The sequence below is a fragment of the Acinetobacter sp. AC1-2 genome, assembly GCF_016124155.1.
GTDB classification, from domain to species: Bacteria; Pseudomonadota; Gammaproteobacteria; order Pseudomonadales; family Moraxellaceae; genus Acinetobacter; species Acinetobacter calcoaceticus.
In genome coordinates, this window is sequence record NZ_JABFFO010000001.1 from 1 (window position 1) to 16,810 (window position 16,810).

Consider the following 16,810-nt stretch of genomic DNA (forward strand, 5'->3'; position numbering starts at 1 on the left):
ACAGCAGATGGCGGTTTGACCTGGACAGCGACCTTCACCCAAGATGGCAGTGCAACAGCACCGAGCATCAGTGTGGCGGATAACACCTATACTGACCTTGCAGGTAACTTAGGTACAGGCGCAAGCTTGGCTGGCCTGACTTCAGATGTAGTGGCACCGACGCTTGCGATCAGTGCAACTGACCTGAATCTTGGTCTTGGTGAAAGCACCACAGTAACCTTCACCTTCAGTGAAGCAGTGACTGGCTTTGATGCAACAGATGTGACCTTGGCAGGCGGTACTTTAGCTGGCTTGAGCACAGCAGATGGCGGTTTGACCTGGACAGCGACCTTCACCCAAGATGGCAGTGCAACAGCACCGAGCATCAGTGTGGCGGATAACACCTATACTGACCTTGCAGGTAACTTAGGTACAGGCGCAAGCTTGGCTGGCCTGACTTCAGATGTAGTGGCACCGACGCTTGCGATCAGTGCAACTGACCTGAATCTTGGTCTCGGTGAAAGCACCACAGTAACCTTCACCTTCAGTGAAGCAGTGACTGGCTTTGATGCAACAGATGTGACCTTGGCAGGCGGTACTTTAGCTGGCTTGAGCACAGCAGATGGCGGTTTGACCTGGACAGCGACCTTCACCCAAGATGGCAGTGCAACAGCACCAAGCATCAGTGTGGCGAATAACACCTATACTGACCTTGCAGGTAATCTGGGTACTGGTGCGGCATTGGCTGGTTTAGTGGCAGATATTGTGGCACCGACGCTTGCGATCAGTGCAACTGACCTTAACCTGTCTGTAGGTGAAAGCACCACAGTAACCTTCACCTTCAGTGAAGCAGTGACTGGCTTTGATGCAACAGATGTGACTTTGGCAGGCGGTACGCTTACTGGCTTAACCACAGCAGATGGTGGTGTGACCTGGACAGCGACCTTCACCCAAGATGGCAGTGCAACAGCACCGAGCTTGAGTGTTGCAAATAATACCTATACTGACCTTGCAGGTAACCTGGGTACTGGCGCTAACCTTGCTGGTCTTGTTCTTGTGCCAACAATTACTGCACATGACAATGTAGATAGTGTGGCAATTGATATTGTTCCATTAACTACAACGGGTATTAATGCTGGTTCTGCAACCTATCTAGCATTGATAGGTGTAACTGAAAATCTCAACGTATCGCTTCTAGGTACCCCGAGCGTAAGTTTCAATATTACGACTGGACATACTTCTGATGTAACGATCAGCTATGGAGCTTTACTAAGTCTGTCTTTACTTAACGACTATAAAGTAGTCTTACAGAAACAAGCACCAGATGGTTCGTGGCAGAATGTTGCAGGTGATGCTAGTACTGGATTAATTAACATCGGAATACTAGGTGGTAATGGATTCGGTGCGACTATCACAGACTTAGCAAGTGGTTCTTATAGAGCGTTTATGGTCTATACCGGTGTTGGTGTAGGATTGTTAGGCACCATGAGTGTGGTTCGCGATGATTATAATCACACAGTAGTACCTACATATAGTGCAGCAACAGTGAGTGGAAATGTGCTCACAGATGATGATTCGACTATTTATGGTCCTTCATATGTGCCAGATACAATTACTGGAACAACAGTAGTGTCTACTGTTGTGGGTGAGCAAGTAGGTGCAATACCAACATCTATTGGCTCTTCAACAGCAGTAATTGGAGCTTACGGAACACTTACTATCTCTGCAAATGGTTCATATAGCTACACACCAACTGCTAATGCTGCAAACATTGGTAAAGTAGATAGCTTCACTTACACCATTACTGATCCTGTATCAGGTGGAACGAGTACAGCGGTATTGCACATACAGATTGGATCACCTGATGTCAGCATTACTTGGAATACTGCTAGTCCTGGAACGGATGGTACGACTCAAATCGTTGCCAATGCAGACCAAGCTGTTGCAACGGTTGATTTTAGTAACTCAACTGATACACCTGTTGATGTTGCGAGTCCGAACATATCAATTAACTTGATTGGTTCTACTTCTGTAGTTTCTAATAGCTTCACAGTTGCGGCAGGAGACTTAGTCGATGTGCAAGTAGCAGCAACTTATGCTAACCAGCCATTGTTAAGTGCTTTACCAACAGTGAGCTATGTTGTTCAGCAATTCGTTGGTGGAGTATGGGTTGATACTACTTATACTGGTTCGGCGACTGCGCTTGCGAGTGTGGGTGGTATTAGTCTCGGAACTGTAGCTTTCCAAGATGCTGTTCTGCACTTAGGAGCAGGTACATACCGTGTTGAATATACGTTGACAGCGATAACACTTGGTACAACAACGTTGGATACCCAAGTAACGACTACAACAACGCACTTGAACAATTACTCATCTGATTGGATTCATGGAAACATTGTAGACGGCGACACGATAGGTGGGGTTGCAGACACTGGTACCTTTACTGCTGATGGCGTTAAGCTCTATGTTGAAACAAGTCCTGGTGTGTATGTTGAGGCTACCGGACAATCTATCACTACTGCGAATGGTACATTTGTGATCAATTCGAATGGTGACTATGATTACCGTGCCAATACTTCATCATTAACATTGGCTAACCCAACCGATACTATTAACTATAAGTTAGTGGCAGCGAATGGCGACGAGTCTTTATCATCATTGACGGTTAACCTGACTACTTCTGATTACAATACTCATGTAGTTAGTACAGCAGCGAATGACACGTTCAATACGGATACTGGCACGATTGGTTTTGGTTCAGATACATTGATCTACCACGTGTTGAATGGAAGTGCTGCAACAGCTAGCAATGGTGCAACCACTGGTGGTAATGGTGTAGATACTTGGACTAACTTCCATGTAGGTAATGTTGCTACAGATCAGCAAGCTGATCTGATTGATATCAGAGCATTATTAGATGGAGCCCAAACAGATCTTACTATTGGACAATATCTAAATGTCACTGTAAGTGGTGGTAATACAACAATTCAGATTGACCGTGATGGTTTAACTGGAGTGATTTTACCTTCAAATAACTTTACGAATTTGTTGGTTTTACAAGGTGTTACTACTAGTGAGGCAGAGTTACTTGCTAATGGTCAAATTATCTATTAATAGATAATTAACTGAATAAAAAAGAGAACCCTAGGGTTCTCTTTTTTATGTTTAAACAATACGTTAACTTAGCTTTTAGCGTGTTCATGCTATGATGTATTCAAAATTTTATATAACAACAAACAATCAGGGACTGAATTCGAGTGACTGCATTTTTAAACTTCCAAAGACAAATGAACCTTTGGTTAGAACAAGTTGTTCAGCATGTTCCGAGTCTTAAACAGGATATTATTTTATTTTTATCTTATGGCCCTAAAGACCAAAGATGTAGCGTATGGCACAGTGAGAAGACAAATTTAGAGCAGGCTAAAAAACAATTATTAGATTTTATTAATGACCAGTTTACACAGCAACTTCTTGCTGATTATATAAAAATCGATATCGCATATAATTTAATGCAACAGGTGTGGAAAGAAGTAGAACAACAGGTCCACCATCAATTTCACAACAACCATTACCGTAAAGGCATTGGCTTTGATGAACACTGTTCAGTGGCTTTTCTTGAACAGGAGATTTATGGAAAAGCAATTATTCGAGGCTTGAGCTACGACAAGCCGAACTTCTTTGATGAAACCAATCTGAATTATGCAATTAAGCAAAAATATAACGCTACAAAACCACAGATTAAACTACAAGAGCTACAAGAAATTTGGACTTTTGATACCTACGGAGCATTTTATGAAAATGGGCAATTTATTAATTTAGCGAGTCGCTATGATGTAAATGGTATTAGAGGCATTTCAAACAATAAGAAACAGCATTTTCAGCAGTTAATAGAACAAAATTCGGCATTCCTGCATAGCCAGATTCAAGAAAATGGCAAATTTATTTATGGTTATTTTTCTGCCTATGATCGAGACATTCGTAACTACAATACGGTACGTCACTGTACCTCGGTGTATGCCTTACTAGAAACATTTGAGGTGCAAAATAAGCCTGAATATTGGTCTAAAATTCATGCCGCGATTCACTACGCACTGACCAACTTTTATAAAGAAAAAGATTCATCAACTGCTTTTATGATTGATGGTAAAGAAGGGGAGTTGGAAATTAAACTGGGTGCCAATGCGGCAGCTATTTTAATGTTAACAAAATATCAAGAAATTACTCAAAAAACTGATTATCAAAAATATGCAGAGAAACTCGCAAATGGTATTTTAAAGCTAGTAGATTCAAATGGATCAACGACTCATGTATTAAATTATCCAGATTATGATTTAAAAGAAAAATTCAGGATTATTTATTATGATGGAGAAGCTGCTTTAGCTTTATTACGTTTATACCAAGTTAACCAAGATTCTAGATTATTAGAAACAGTTAAGTTAATGTTTGAATGTTTTATTGAAAAAAGATATGAAAAATATCATGATCATTGGTTAAGTTATTGTACCAATGAACTCACTAAAATATGTCCTGAAGAAAAATATTTTATTTTTGGTTTAAATAATTATTTAAAACATTTTATTTTTATTAAAAATCGAAAAACAACATATGCAACTTTGTTAGAGATGTTAATGGCTGCTTATAAAATGGTGGGCCGTTTAAAAGAGCAGGGGCGTACAACACTTTTTGAACAGGCTTATATGTCTGAGCTTCAAAAGCTAATTGAGTTTAGAGCAGATTTTCAAACTACAGGATTTTTTTATCCGGAAATGGCCATGTATATGGCACGGCCAGATAAAATTTTACATGCATTTTATATTCGACATGACCGTTTTCGAGTACGGATTGATGACCAAGAACATAACTTGTCGGGTTATATCGCCTATGTAAAAGATTACAAGGGTGATGAACCATGAAATATCAACCCGTTGAGATCAAATTATTAGCACATGTCGATACTACAAGTTTTGATGAAACTTTATGGCAATTCGAATTTGATGATGATATTTCAACGCTCTTACTCATCGACTATGCATTAGAGCAATTTCAGCAAAACAAAATACAGGCTCAAGATGTCTATGTCGTGCCTGAGCACCTATCTGAACAAGTAGGTCAGCACAATTTAGGCTTAAAGCCTTCTGAACATTACACCTTTACTGAGCTATTACAGTTTTTAATTTTTACGCAGGCGGCAGATGTAAAAAATGCTTTAAGCAATATGCTTTGCGGTACAAGTGAAAAAACACATTTAATTTTGTCCGAAAGAGCTGATATCTATCACTTAAATTTTAAAAAAGAAGGTATACGAAATCAGCTAAAACATTTGTTTTTTTTAGTCAAAAATATTTATACCTATCCAGTTGAAATCAGAAATCTGTTCTTTGTAAAGGAGCTAGATTTTAAAGGGAAGGCTTATCATCCTCAGACGCCATTAATGGCTCAATCAGTCGTAACGGTCTTATACCTATCTAATTCGTTTAGAAAAATTTATCTCACGTTTTTTGAAGAAAACCAGACCGTCGGTTTCTTTTCATTTTTAGATGATATTCATCGAATTGAACATTTGGTTCCTTACTATCACTGCTTTCAAGAGCAGAACGTAAAACCTAAAGTTTGCTCTACTCAAAGTGGCATGATCAACATTTTGGGAGATACTTATTTTGGGGAGATCTATACAGAAAAGCGCAAGTCTAAGGGGCAAAAAGATGCCCTACAACAATATGGATACAGCTATTCATTTGAAAAAATAAAAGCTTTTTTAGGTGAAAATGACTTAAATATCGCTAACTTTGAAGCAGTATTTTCTTTAGAAGATCAATCACCATTAACACATAAAAAGCCGTTTATTCTTAAAGCTGAGGCTGAAAAAACATTAGCAGAATTTAAGAATATTCACCTTAACCATGTTGTGTTGGCCAATAACCATCTAAAAGATCATGGCAATAGTGGAATAACTTATACATTACAACAACTTGATCAGGCCAAAATTTCTTATATCGGTGCAGGATTAAACCAAAAAGATGCTCATAGCTACTTTGAAATCGTATTTAATAACAAGCATTACGCTATTTTTAATGGCTATTGGCACAGAGATACAGCCTATTTAGATTATGATTTTTATGCTTTAGCGTACAAGAGTGGAGTGGCTTGTCTAAATGGAGTTTTAATTGAACAAATAAGCCGTTATAAGTTGGCTCATTCTCACCATAAAGTCATCGTTATTTGTCATTGGGGTATTGATTTTAAACCTATTACAAAAGAACAAAGTAAACTCGCCAATATTTTAACCCAAGCTGGGGCCGACCTTGTGATTGGTCATGGCGCGCACACTGTTCAGCCTATTCAATCCATTCATCAAAAGCCTGTAGTATTTGGTATTGGCAATGCAGTTTTTAATAGTAATGGTGAATATGAAGAGCACAATGCTTTGCCGTATGGGTGTATAGCACGGCTAGATTTGTCAAAAGATCGACTGCGTTTATATCCGATCTATACCAATAATTTAAAAACATTTTGGCAGCCGTATCCAGTCAATGAGGAAGATTTTTCAAAGGTCAGCAGTTATATGACTTCATTACTTGCCCATGAAAATTATAGTTTGGCTCAAGATAAATTAGGTTTTTATGTGGAGCTTGGTTTTTAAAATATTTTAAGGATAACTTTGATAATTCGATAAAATTGTTTGAAGTTGTACAGGTGTAAAGCCTAAATTCCTTAATCCACCACTACCGCGTTTACATTCAGCACTTGCCATAATATTCGTTGGAGTCCGTTTTGTAGCATTCGGTGCGCAAACATGTTTTAGACCAAATACATGCCCCATTTCATGGATGCTTCCTGCCTGAATATTATAATTTAAACGATTCCAGTCTAACAAAACAAAGGGTTCACCATTGTTGCGAAAAGCTCTGCTGGTAACGTCTTCAAATTTCCATTTAGGTGAGTACGCATCGTAAATAAAAATAATGACTTCTTTACTTGCTGTGCGTTTTGGAAAACAGGTCTTTATGCTTGCCGGAATCGTTTCGAGGGAAATAGGATAGGGCTGATTAATTTGCTGCTTTAAATCACAATGTAATTTTGAAAACTCTTCGTAAGGGATATAACGGTTTAATTTGAACTTAAAGATTTTATTGTTTTTATCATCTACATAATATTTATTTAATATTTTAATTTCTTTCCGCATTTGTTGATAATTATCAAACTTTACAGCTTCCGGAGAATTAGTGGTAAAAACGAAAGTGACTGGAACAATAGGGCGGCCATCTATAGATACTTTAGGCACTTCTCTTGAAGGAAGAATAGGGGGGCGAGTAGTACAAGAAACACATAGTAAAGTCCCAGTCACTACCAGTATGGCTTTTTTCATGCAAATGTCCCTCAAACCTACCTTGGATTACATTTAATTTTAGTCAAATTTTTTTATATGATATGAATAATGTCAATTTTTATGGAGTCCATTTTGACAACTCAGTATGAACTACATCGGCAGATTTTAGAAGTCATTGCTTTGATTCCTTACGGAAAAGTTGCAACTTATGGGCAAGTGGCTCGTATGGCAGGATTACCTAAACATGCGAGATTAGTTGGTTATGTCCTTAAGCATCTTGAAGCAGATCACCAAGTCCCTTGGTATAGGGTTATTAATTCTCAAGGCAAAATTAGCCTAAGTAAATTTAATGAAAAGGGTGAAAATGTTCAACAGTTAAAGCTCGAAGCTGAAGGAGTCTATTTGTTAAATGGCAAAGTTAACTTAAAGCAATTTGCTTGGCAGCCTTAAAGGCACTGAAAAGGCTATTTATTCAAAAATAATTGCCTAAATTATTAAGAACAACAAGATAGGCAATATGGAAGTTATCGAACAATCAAAACAGGAATATGACTTTCGCCTAAGACTTTTTGTGCAACGCTACCCAGCACCAGTTTTCGGACACCAGTACGACCATGTGAACCCATCACAATGAGATCAACATTTAAGTCTTGAGCAGCCTGAATAATTTCTTCATGCACTACAAAACCTTCAAGCAGTTTAGTTTCAACAGTAATACCTTCTTCGGCAAATTTTTGTTTTGCTTGTTCTAAAATGTCGAGTAAATAGGTTCTTGTGCGTTCAATCAACTCATTAGTTTGACCAGTTTTTACATAGACATCTGCAATAAACGGGTCAAGTGCCATAACTTGTACAACCGTAATTTTGCTGTTAAGCGCTTTTCCCAGTTTAATCGCCTCTTTCATGGCAATCATAGAAGTTTCAGAACCGTCAATTGGTACAAGAATATGTTGATATAACATGAGTGTTTTCCTTATTGTAATGATGCTTATTTATTCAATACTTTATACTTATTTTTTGACGATTTAAATTCAAGCACGTAATCATTTGTGACTTTATAACAATAAATTTTTCTAGATAAACTTTTATAGATTTCGCAAATTTTCTATATGTGTAGATAAAGCATCTATATCATCAGTTTGCAAATATTCACGTATTTTCAGAATCTGCTTTTCATCTAAATCATACAGTTTTAAAGCAAGCAGTTCCTCTATTTGCTCGGGAGGAAAACGGTATTTAATAATTTTTGCTGGTACACCACCAACAATTGCATAGGGTGGAACATCTTTAGTTACTACAGCTCCAGTTGCAACGACTGCACCTTCACCAAGTTTGACACTTTGCATAATCATTGCGCGACTGCCAATCCAACACCCATCAGCAATAACTGTGTCACCAGCTGCTAAAAAACTACGCGTATCAAAAGGAAAAGTCGAAATCCAGTCTGGTCTATGGAGTTGGTTACCACCCATCATAATTACGCATTCAGCGCCAAAACAAACAAAATTACCAATATAAAGTTGGTCAATCGGTTTGTCAGGTGTCGAGGCTTTGTCATGTAAATAACGTACAACACAACGTTCAAAACCTTGGTCCCAATAGGCTGAATAATATGAATAATGACCTTTAATATGGATATTTGGGTTTTTAACAGTTTTGGAAATAAACTCAAATTCACACCAATGACGAACTGGGGTGTTAATTAAAGAAGTATCCATTTGTGATTTCCCAAAAATATATCAATGGTATTGAATAAAAACCCCTCATAAAGAGGGGTTAGTTGTGTATTATCTTACAGATATTCTACACTTACGATTTCATATTCGACTTCGCCTTGAGGAGTCACGATTTTTACTTCATCGCCTTCACTCTTACTCAAAAGACCACGTGCGATTGGTGAGTTCACAGAAATTTTATTAATTTTAAAATCTGCTTCGTCATCGCCTACAATTTTATAAGTCTTACGTTCTTCGGTATCCAGGTTTTCAATGGTGACAGTCACACCAAATACAACACGACCATTTTGCTCAAGTGTTTTGACATCAATTTCTTGAACTGCACCGAGTTTACCTTCGATATCCTGAATACGGCCTTCACAGAAACCTTGCTGTTCACGAGCAGCATGATATTCAGCATTTTCCTTTAAATCACCGTGCTCACGTGCTTCAGCAATCGCCTGGATAATACGTGGGCGTTCAACAGATTTTAAATGTTGTAATTCTTTCTCTAAGGCAATTTTACCTTCAGGGGTCATTGGATAGCGTTGCATTTTGGTCCCTCTTAATTTGAGAAAACACAGTTAAAAAAATGAAAAAATCCCGCCACCGATAAGGTGACGGGACTTATCGGTAACAAATTAACCTACAGTTAAATCTTGCAAGCGGTATACATCCATTGGCAATTTCACAGCAAAGGCTTGGCAAACAGCTTCTGCACCATTGATAGTCGTTGTGTAATACACTTTGCCTTGTAGGGCAGCACGACGAATCATTGCAGAGTCATATTGAGCCTGTTTACCTTCAGTGGTATTGACAATAAGGTGTATTTCACCATTTTTCAAGCGGTCAACAATATGTGGACGACCTTCAGTTACTTTATTCACAGATTCACATTCTAAACCTGCTTCTTTAAGCACTTGGTATGTACCACCTGTTGCAATAAGCTTGAAGCCATATGCAGCTAATTTCTTAGCGATATCTGCAATATATTTCTTGTCAGATTCACGTACTGATAAGAAAGCATGTTTTACTTCGCCTTCAGTTGGTAAACCTGGTAAGCGTTCATTTGAGCCTAAAACAGCTTTATAGAATGCTTCACCAAATGTTTTACCTACGCCCATTACTTCACCTGTAGATTTCATCTCAGGTCCAAGCATTGGATCTACGCCTTGGAATTTAGCGAATGGGAAAACAGCTTCTTTCACAGCAAAGTGTGTTGGAATGATTTCTTTAGTAAATCCTTGAGATTCAAGTGATTGACCAGCCATACAGCGTGCAGCTACTTTTGCTAAAGAATCACCAATACATTTCGATACGAATGGAACTGTACGTGAAGCACGTGGGTTAACTTCAAGAATGTAAACATCATCGCCTTTAACTGCGAACTGAACATTCATCAAACCAACCACACCAAGTTCTTTTGCCATCGCAACAGTTTGACGACGCATTTCATCCTGAATTTCTTTTGATAAAGAATAAGGAGGAATTGAACATGCTGAGTCACCTGAGTGAATACCAGCTTGTTCGATGTGCTGCATAATACCGCCGATCACAACGTCTTTACCGTCAGATACACAGTCAACATCAACTTCAGTTGCATCATCTAGGAAACGGTCAAGAAGGACAGGCGCTTCGTTAGATGCCTGAACTGCTTCACGAAGGTAACGTTTAAGTTCTTCTTCGTTATATACGATTTCCATTGCACGACCACCTAATACATAAGATGGGCGAACAACTAACGGATAACCTACTTTCGCAGCTTCAGAGATACCTTCTTCAGCAGATTTTACAATGCTGTTGTTTGGTTGACGAAGCTGTAAACGTTGGATCATTTGCTGGAAACGTTCACGGTCTTCTGCGCGGTCAATTGCATCTGGTGATGTACCAATAATTGGTGTACCAGCTTCTTCTAAAGCACGTGCCAATTTAAGAGGAGTTTGACCACCGTACTGTACGATTACACCTTTAGGCTTCTCTGTACGTACAATTTCAAGCACATCTTCAAGTGTTACAGGTTCGAAGTATAGTCGGTCAGATGTGTCATAGTCGGTAGAAACAGTTTCAGGGTTACAGTTAACCATGATTGTTTCATAACCATCTTCACGCATCGCAAGCGCCGCGTGTACACAGCAGTAGTCAAATTCGATACCTTGACCAATACGGTTTGGACCACCACCAATCACCATGATCTTGTCACGATTTGATGGGTTTGCTTCACACTCTTCATCGTAAGTTGAATACATGTATGCAGTACCAGATTCAAACTCGGCAGCACATGTATCAACACGTTTGTAAACTGGATAAACACCCAAATTCCAACGTTGTTTACGGAATTGCTTTTGTGAAATACCCATGAGGTCAGCAATACGCAGGTCAGATAAACCTTTGCGTTTGAAAGCACGGATATTGTCAGCGTTTAAGTCACCAAAACCTAAAGCTTTTACTTCAGCTTCAGTTTTAACGATGTCTTGAATTTGAATGAGGAACCAACGGTCAATTTTGGTTGCTTCAAATACTTCATCTAAAGAGAAGCCATGACGGAAAGCATCTGCTACATACCAGATACGCTCAGGGCCTGGAACTTTAAGCTCTTTTAAAATGGTTTCTTTTGCATTTGTTGCACCAGCTTCGATTTTTTCATCAAAACCGCTTACACCAACTTCAAGACCACGTAATGCTTTTTGTACAGATTCCTGGAAGTTACGGCCAATAGCCATTACTTCACCAACAGATTTCATCTGAGTGGTTAATACAGGTTCTGCTTGTGGGAATTTCTCGAAGTTAAAACGAGGAATCTTCGTTACAACATAGTCAATCGATGGTTCAAAGCTTGCAGGAGTCACGCCACCAGTGATGTCATTTTTCAATTCATCAAGGGTATAACCAACAGCAAGTTTTGCTGCGATTTTTGCGATTGGGAAACCTGTTGCTTTAGAAGCAAGAGCAGATGAACGAGATACACGAGGGTTCATCTCAATGACAACCATACGTCCATCTTTCGGGTTAATACCGAATTGAACGTTAGAACCACCTGTTTCAACACCAATTTCACGAAGAACTGCAACCGAAGCATTACGCATCAATTGATATTCTTTGTCTGTTAATGTCTGAGCAGGAGCAACGGTAATTGAGTCACCAGTGTGAACGCCCATTGGATCGAAGTTTTCGATAGCACATACGATAATACAGTTGTCGTTTTTGTCACGAACAACTTCCATTTCGTACTCTTTCCAGCCAATTAAAGATTCATCGATCAATAACTGGTGAGTAGGAGAGAGGTCAAACCCACGTTCACAAATTTCAAGGAATTCTTCGCGGTTATATGCAATACCACCGCCCGAACCACCCATTGTAAATGATGGACGAATAATTACAGGAAAACCAAAGCGTGACTGGATTGTTAAAGCTTCTTCCATTGTTTCAGCAATGGCAGCTTTTGGACATTCCAAGCCAATTTTGCGCATAGCGATATCGAAGAGTTTACGATCTTCGGCTTTCTCAATCGCTTCTTTGCTTGCACCAATTAATTCAACATTATATTTAGCAAGAACACCGTGCTCATCAAGTGCGAGGGCACAGTTCAATGCAGTTTGACCACCCATAGTTGGCAATACTGCATCTGGACGTTCTTTTTCAATAATCTGTGCAACAGTTTGCCAAGTAATCGGCTCAATATAAGTTGCATCAGCCATTGAAGGATCTGTCATGATGGTTGCTGGATTAGAGTTAACCAAAATAACACGATAGCCTTCTTCACGAAGTGCTTTACACGCTTGAGCACCTGAGTAGTCAAACTCACATGCTTGTCCAATCACAATCGGGCCAGCACCAATAATTAAGATGCTTTTAATATCCGTACGTTTAGGCATTATTCGCTCCGTAATTACTGTTTAGATGCTTCGATAAGTTCGATGAAATGATCGAACAAAGGTGCACAATCATGTGGACCAGGGCTTGCTTCAGGATGACCTTGGAAGCTGAAAGCTGGTTTGTCTGTACGGTGGATACCTTGTAGGGTGCCATCGAACAATGATTTATGCGTTGCTTTTAAGTTAGCCGGTAAAGTTTCTGCATCTACAGCAAAACCATGGTTCTGTGAAGTAATCATCACTGTACCATCTTCAAGATTTTGTACAGGATGGTTAGCACCGTGGTGACCATGGTTCATTTTTACAGTTTTTGCGCCAGAAGCGAGTGCCAGAATTTGGTGACCTAAGCAGATACCAAATACAGGTAATGTTGTGGTTTCAACAATAGTTTTTACAGATTCGATCGCGTAATCACAAGCAGCTGGATCGCCAGGACCATTTGAGAGGAATACGCCATCCGGATTAAGTGCCAATACTTTTTCAGCCGGAGTTTCTGCAGGAACAACGGTTAGTTTGCAACCGCGGTCTGCAAGCATACGCAAGATGTTGGTTTTGACACCGTAATCGTATGCAACTACATGGTATTTTAATTCAGGTTGAGAGAAGCCTTTGCCTAAGGTCCATGAACCTTCAGACCATTCAAAACCTGTTGGATCACAACATTCTTTTGCAAGGTCTAAACCGTTTAAGCCACCAAAAGCACGTGCTTTTGCAATTGCTTCTTCTTCTGTAATATTTTCGCCAGCAAGGATACATCCGTTTTGGGCGCCAGTCTGACGTAAAATACGAGTCAGTTTACGAGTATCGATATCTGCGATAGCAACAACATTATGTGCTTGCAAATATTCACTCAATGACTGCTCAGCACGGAAATTACTGTGTAGTAGTGGAAGGTCACGAATAATTAAACCATTCGCCCATACTTTATGGATACGACCAGATTCAACGTCTTCCGAGTTGCAACCAGTGTTGCCAATATGAGGGTAAGTTAATGTCACAATTTGTTGTGCATAACTTGGGTCAGTCAAAATTTCTTGATAGCCTGTCATGGCTGTGTTAAAAACGACTTCTCCAGTCGTACTTCCCGGTGCGCCGATTGACGTTCCTTTAAAGATCGTTCCATCTGCGAGGGCTAAAATGGCGGGGATGCTCAAACCAAAGCTCCTGAATTTCGGCTGTAAAAAAGCGAGTAGACCCAAAAAAGATCGGCGATGTTTGGATAAAACATGCCCTCCCTATCGGTCTGCCCGCTTGTAACTTAACAGCGCATTATACGCATGGAACCCTCTAAAGTCTATTTCTTTTCTGCTAAAAAATATAATTCATTGCTTGCTTTTTACAAAAAAATATCCACTTATCTGAATTAGATACTTTTGATAAATTGTCTAACAATTTGTAAGGGGAATTCTTGGAACTAGATTTATTGTATTGCTAGTTAAAAAATAAACAATATGAGGAAATAGTATGAGCAATAATGAAGTTTCAAAAGATGTGAGTGAAAAAGCTCAAGCAGTCGTTGAGTCGGTAAAAGCTGAGGTTAATGAGGTTAAAGAAACCATAGCTGCTACTACAACTAAGGCTAAAAAAACAGTAAGTGTTAAAACTGCACAGGTAAAAGAAGCTGTTGCCGAAAAAACTGAGCAAGTTAAAGAAGTTGCTACAGAAGCAACAACGCAGGTAAAAGAGGCAATTACTGAGACTCAAGAGCAAGTCAAAGAAGTTTTAAGCGAGACTCAAGAGAAAATTGAAGCTGAAACTCACGAATTAAATAAGAACATTCAAAATCAATTTGTTCAAATTAAACAAGATATTCTACAGCGTCTGGATGTGATTAAAGCTCAGTTTAGTACTTCACAAGAAGGCTTGTCTGACCTTAAAAATGCTTTGAAAGCAGAAATTAATGCACTTATTGAAGATTTAACGAAAGTGAGCAAAGAGCTTAAGGGTGATATTAGTCAGATTTCTTTGAAACACAAAGATTCTCTAAGTGAAAGTATTAAGCGTACTAAAAGTAATGCAGTCGAAGCTTGGAATAAAGCACGAGACAATTAATGATCTCTGCTTTGATCCAGCTATAAAAAAGCGAGAATTAATTTCTCGCTTTTTTATTTTTAGAACTGATGTAACCAGTCACGTTTATTATGGAAATCTGCACTTTTTCCACTATGCTGCATTGCATAGTACTGCATACCTTCTTTGGTCTTTAAAACTGTAGTCAAACCTAAATAAAGGTTTGCCCATTTCAAGCGATGCTGTTGCATAAATTGTCCTAAATCAAGACTAACATTTAAGCCATAGTGAGTACGCTTGAGATGATTCAGTTCAATATCGTAAGCAGCAAGGGGAGGTATACTTTCTGGATAGCGATATTCTTCAAACTGATATGACTGCCATGCTTGAGAAGGGGAAAGATTAATTTCCCGATAATAATCTTCACCATGCACGCCAACAAAAATTTCGAAACAAGTTTCTTCCCACAAAAAATCTTGACGAGGATGAGCCGCGACTTCTTGAGGCCAGATAATAAGTTGATTTGGATCACGAATCCAAAAACCGATATTTAAGGTAGAGGGTGCTTGCTGTTCAATTGCGCCAACAACGGAAACAGCTTGAAAACGATCAAAAGCTGAAAGTTCGTAACTTGCCATAGTTTGTCAAATTAAATTAGTTTGCTAGATGAGCGTGACGAACAAGATTAGATAAATGCTGGTTTTGTTTAGCTGCCTTTTTGTAAAGCAAAACAATTTTACCAATTTTTTGCACAGCTTGAGCACCTGTCGCTTCTACAATTGCGTCAATTGTTGCAGTACGCGCTTCACGGTCTTCACCAGCAATCTTAACTTTAATAAGCTCGTGGTCATTTAAAGCACGAAGCGTTTCTTCGATTACCGCGTCTGTTAAGCCTTGTCCACCAATCATGACAACCGGATTAAGCACATGACCAATTTGACGTAAACGTTTACGTTCATGGATAGATAAAGCGGCCATTAAAAATACCTGATTTTAAAAACGGCTTAGTATAGCAAAAAACTTAAATCCAGATGTACGAAAAACTGTATAAATAATCGATCAACATTATTGGAAAAAAACTGTAAAACTTAGTGAGATTACGCTACATCCGTACTGTAATGAGAGTAATTTTCACGTACAATGAACGATCAGAAGTTTTTTTGATATTTAGTGAGTTATGGCAACACGCATTACAAACCAGAAATTGTCGAAAAGTAGTCGTGTATGGATGAGGGAACATCTGGACGATCCTTTTGTAAAAAAAGCACAAAAGGAAGGATATCGTGCTCGAGCAGCCTATAAACTTCTTGAAATCCAAGAAAAATATAAGTTGATCAAGCCAGGCATGACTGTAGTGGATTTAGGCGCGGCTCCTGGTAGTTGGTCTCAAATCGCTGGGAAACTCGTTGGTAGCAAAGGTTTAGTGGTTGCTTCCGACATTTTGCCTATGGATGCTTTGCCTGATGTCACTTTCTTACAAGGCGACTTTAGAGAAGAAGATGTATTTGAAAAATTGTTAAATATTTTAAATGGGCGACAAGTAGACATTGTAATTTCTGATATGGCCCCCAATACATCAGGTAATAGGGCCGTTGATCAACCTAGACAGATTTACTTATGTGAATTGGCTTTAGATTTCGCTCAAAAGGTTCTGGGTCCTAATGGACAATTTGTTGTTAAAGTGTTCCAGGGCACAGGATTCGATGAGTTTCGTAAACAAGTAGTTGATAGTTTTGATGTGTTAAAGACAGCAAAACCAGCAGCTTCTCGGGCGCGGTCTAAAGAGGTTTTTTTGATTGGACAAGGGCGTAAGAAAGCATTGCAATAAAGTTTACTTGCCAAGCTCCTAAAAATTGTGCATTTTGTACTTTTAGGTTATCCGCAAGCAATACAGTTGCTGCTTTTAT

At 38.9% G+C, this 16,810-nt stretch carries 14 protein-coding genes and 1 pseudogene; 7 read left to right on the top strand and 8 right to left on the bottom strand.

Features of this window, described 5'->3' with window-relative positions; translation table 11 throughout:
- From HL290_RS00005 to HL290_RS00015, 3 genes are all read left to right on the top strand, one after another.
- On the top strand, window positions 1-3,093 hold a 3,093-nt coding region (locus tag HL290_RS00005; protein ID WP_198495251.1), incomplete at its 5' end, for a BapA/Bap/LapF family large adhesin.
- Between the two features lie 143 nt (window positions 3,094-3,236).
- Window positions 3,237-4,892 carry a poly alpha-glucosyltransferase gene (locus HL290_RS00010; protein WP_198495252.1) on the top strand — a complete coding sequence of 552 codons (1,656 nt, stop codon included), beginning with the start codon at window positions 3,237-3,239 and terminating at the stop codon, window positions 4,890-4,892.
- Entirely contained in the window at window positions 4,889-6,619 is a 1,731-nt protein-coding gene (locus HL290_RS00015) for a CapA family protein (RefSeq protein WP_198495253.1), read from the top strand. Before HL290_RS00010 ends, HL290_RS00015 begins: the two co-directional genes overlap by 4 nt.
- Before the next feature lie 6 nt (window positions 6,620-6,625).
- On the opposite strand, the gene HL290_RS00020 is transcribed toward HL290_RS00015, so the two are convergent.
- On the bottom strand, window positions 6,626-7,345 hold the full coding sequence (locus HL290_RS00020; protein WP_198495254.1) for a metalloprotease: 720 nt from the start codon (window positions 7,343-7,345) through the stop codon (window positions 6,626-6,628).
- Between the two features lie 81 nt (window positions 7,346-7,426).
- On the opposite strand from HL290_RS00020, the gene HL290_RS00025 reads away from it, so the two are divergent.
- Window positions 7,427-7,756: an MGMT family protein gene (locus HL290_RS00025; protein ID WP_080028334.1), complete on the top strand. Its 330-nt coding sequence runs from the start codon at window positions 7,427-7,429 to the stop codon at window positions 7,754-7,756.
- Window positions 7,757-7,830: 74 nt separating this feature from the next.
- On the opposite strand, the gene HL290_RS00030 is transcribed toward HL290_RS00025, so the two are convergent.
- The 5 genes from HL290_RS00030 to carA all read right to left on the bottom strand — a co-directional run bounded on the left by HL290_RS00030 (window position 7,831) and on the right by carA (window position 14,047).
- Window positions 7,831-8,268, bottom strand: a complete 438-nt coding sequence (locus tag HL290_RS00030; protein ID WP_198495255.1) for a universal stress protein — start codon at window positions 8,266-8,268, stop codon at window positions 7,831-7,833.
- A 123-nt stretch (window positions 8,269-8,391) separates the two neighbouring features.
- Window positions 8,392-9,024 carry a CatB-related O-acetyltransferase gene (locus HL290_RS00035; RefSeq protein ID WP_198495256.1) on the bottom strand — a complete coding sequence of 211 codons (633 nt, stop codon included), beginning with the start codon at window positions 9,022-9,024 and terminating at the stop codon, window positions 8,392-8,394.
- Window positions 9,025-9,098: 74 nt separating this feature from the next.
- Window positions 9,099-9,575, bottom strand: coding sequence for a transcription elongation factor GreA (gene greA, locus HL290_RS00040; protein WP_003650066.1), 477 nt, complete (start codon window positions 9,573-9,575; stop codon window positions 9,099-9,101).
- Between the two features lie 87 nt (window positions 9,576-9,662).
- Window positions 9,663-12,893, bottom strand: coding sequence for a carbamoyl-phosphate synthase large subunit (gene carB, locus HL290_RS00045; RefSeq protein WP_005038712.1), 3,231 nt, complete (start codon window positions 12,891-12,893; stop codon window positions 9,663-9,665).
- 14 nt (window positions 12,894-12,907) lie between these two features.
- On the bottom strand, window positions 12,908-14,047 hold the full coding sequence (gene carA, locus HL290_RS00050; protein WP_045429218.1) for a glutamine-hydrolyzing carbamoyl-phosphate synthase small subunit: 1,140 nt from the start codon (window positions 14,045-14,047) through the stop codon (window positions 12,908-12,910).
- Window positions 14,048-14,170: 123 nt separating this feature from the next.
- Here carA and HL290_RS00055 point away from each other — a divergent pair.
- Together HL290_RS00055 and HL290_RS00060 are read left to right on the top strand one after the other, a co-directional pair.
- Window positions 14,171-14,292 (top strand): annotated as a pseudogene (locus tag HL290_RS00055) (hypothetical protein).
- A gap of 65 nt (window positions 14,293-14,357) precedes the next feature.
- Window positions 14,358-14,945, top strand: coding sequence for a hypothetical protein (locus HL290_RS00060; RefSeq protein ID WP_198495257.1), 588 nt, complete (start codon window positions 14,358-14,360; stop codon window positions 14,943-14,945).
- A gap of 59 nt (window positions 14,946-15,004) precedes the next feature.
- Here HL290_RS00060 and HL290_RS00065 read toward each other — a convergent pair whose 3' ends face one another.
- Window positions 15,005-15,541: a DOMON-like domain-containing protein gene (locus tag HL290_RS00065; RefSeq protein ID WP_198495258.1), complete on the bottom strand. Its 537-nt coding sequence runs from the start codon at window positions 15,539-15,541 to the stop codon at window positions 15,005-15,007.
- A gap of 16 nt (window positions 15,542-15,557) precedes the next feature.
- Window positions 15,558-15,881, bottom strand: a complete 324-nt coding sequence (yhbY, locus tag HL290_RS00070; protein WP_003650075.1) for a ribosome assembly RNA-binding protein YhbY — start codon at window positions 15,879-15,881, stop codon at window positions 15,558-15,560.
- A gap of 199 nt (window positions 15,882-16,080) precedes the next feature.
- Here yhbY and rlmE point away from each other — a divergent pair, with 199 nt between their 5' ends.
- On the top strand, window positions 16,081-16,731 hold the full coding sequence (gene rlmE, locus HL290_RS00075; RefSeq protein WP_005038716.1) for a 23S rRNA (uridine(2552)-2'-O)-methyltransferase RlmE: 651 nt from the start codon (window positions 16,081-16,083) through the stop codon (window positions 16,729-16,731).
- The last annotated feature ends 79 nt before the right edge of the window (window positions 16,732-16,810 follow it).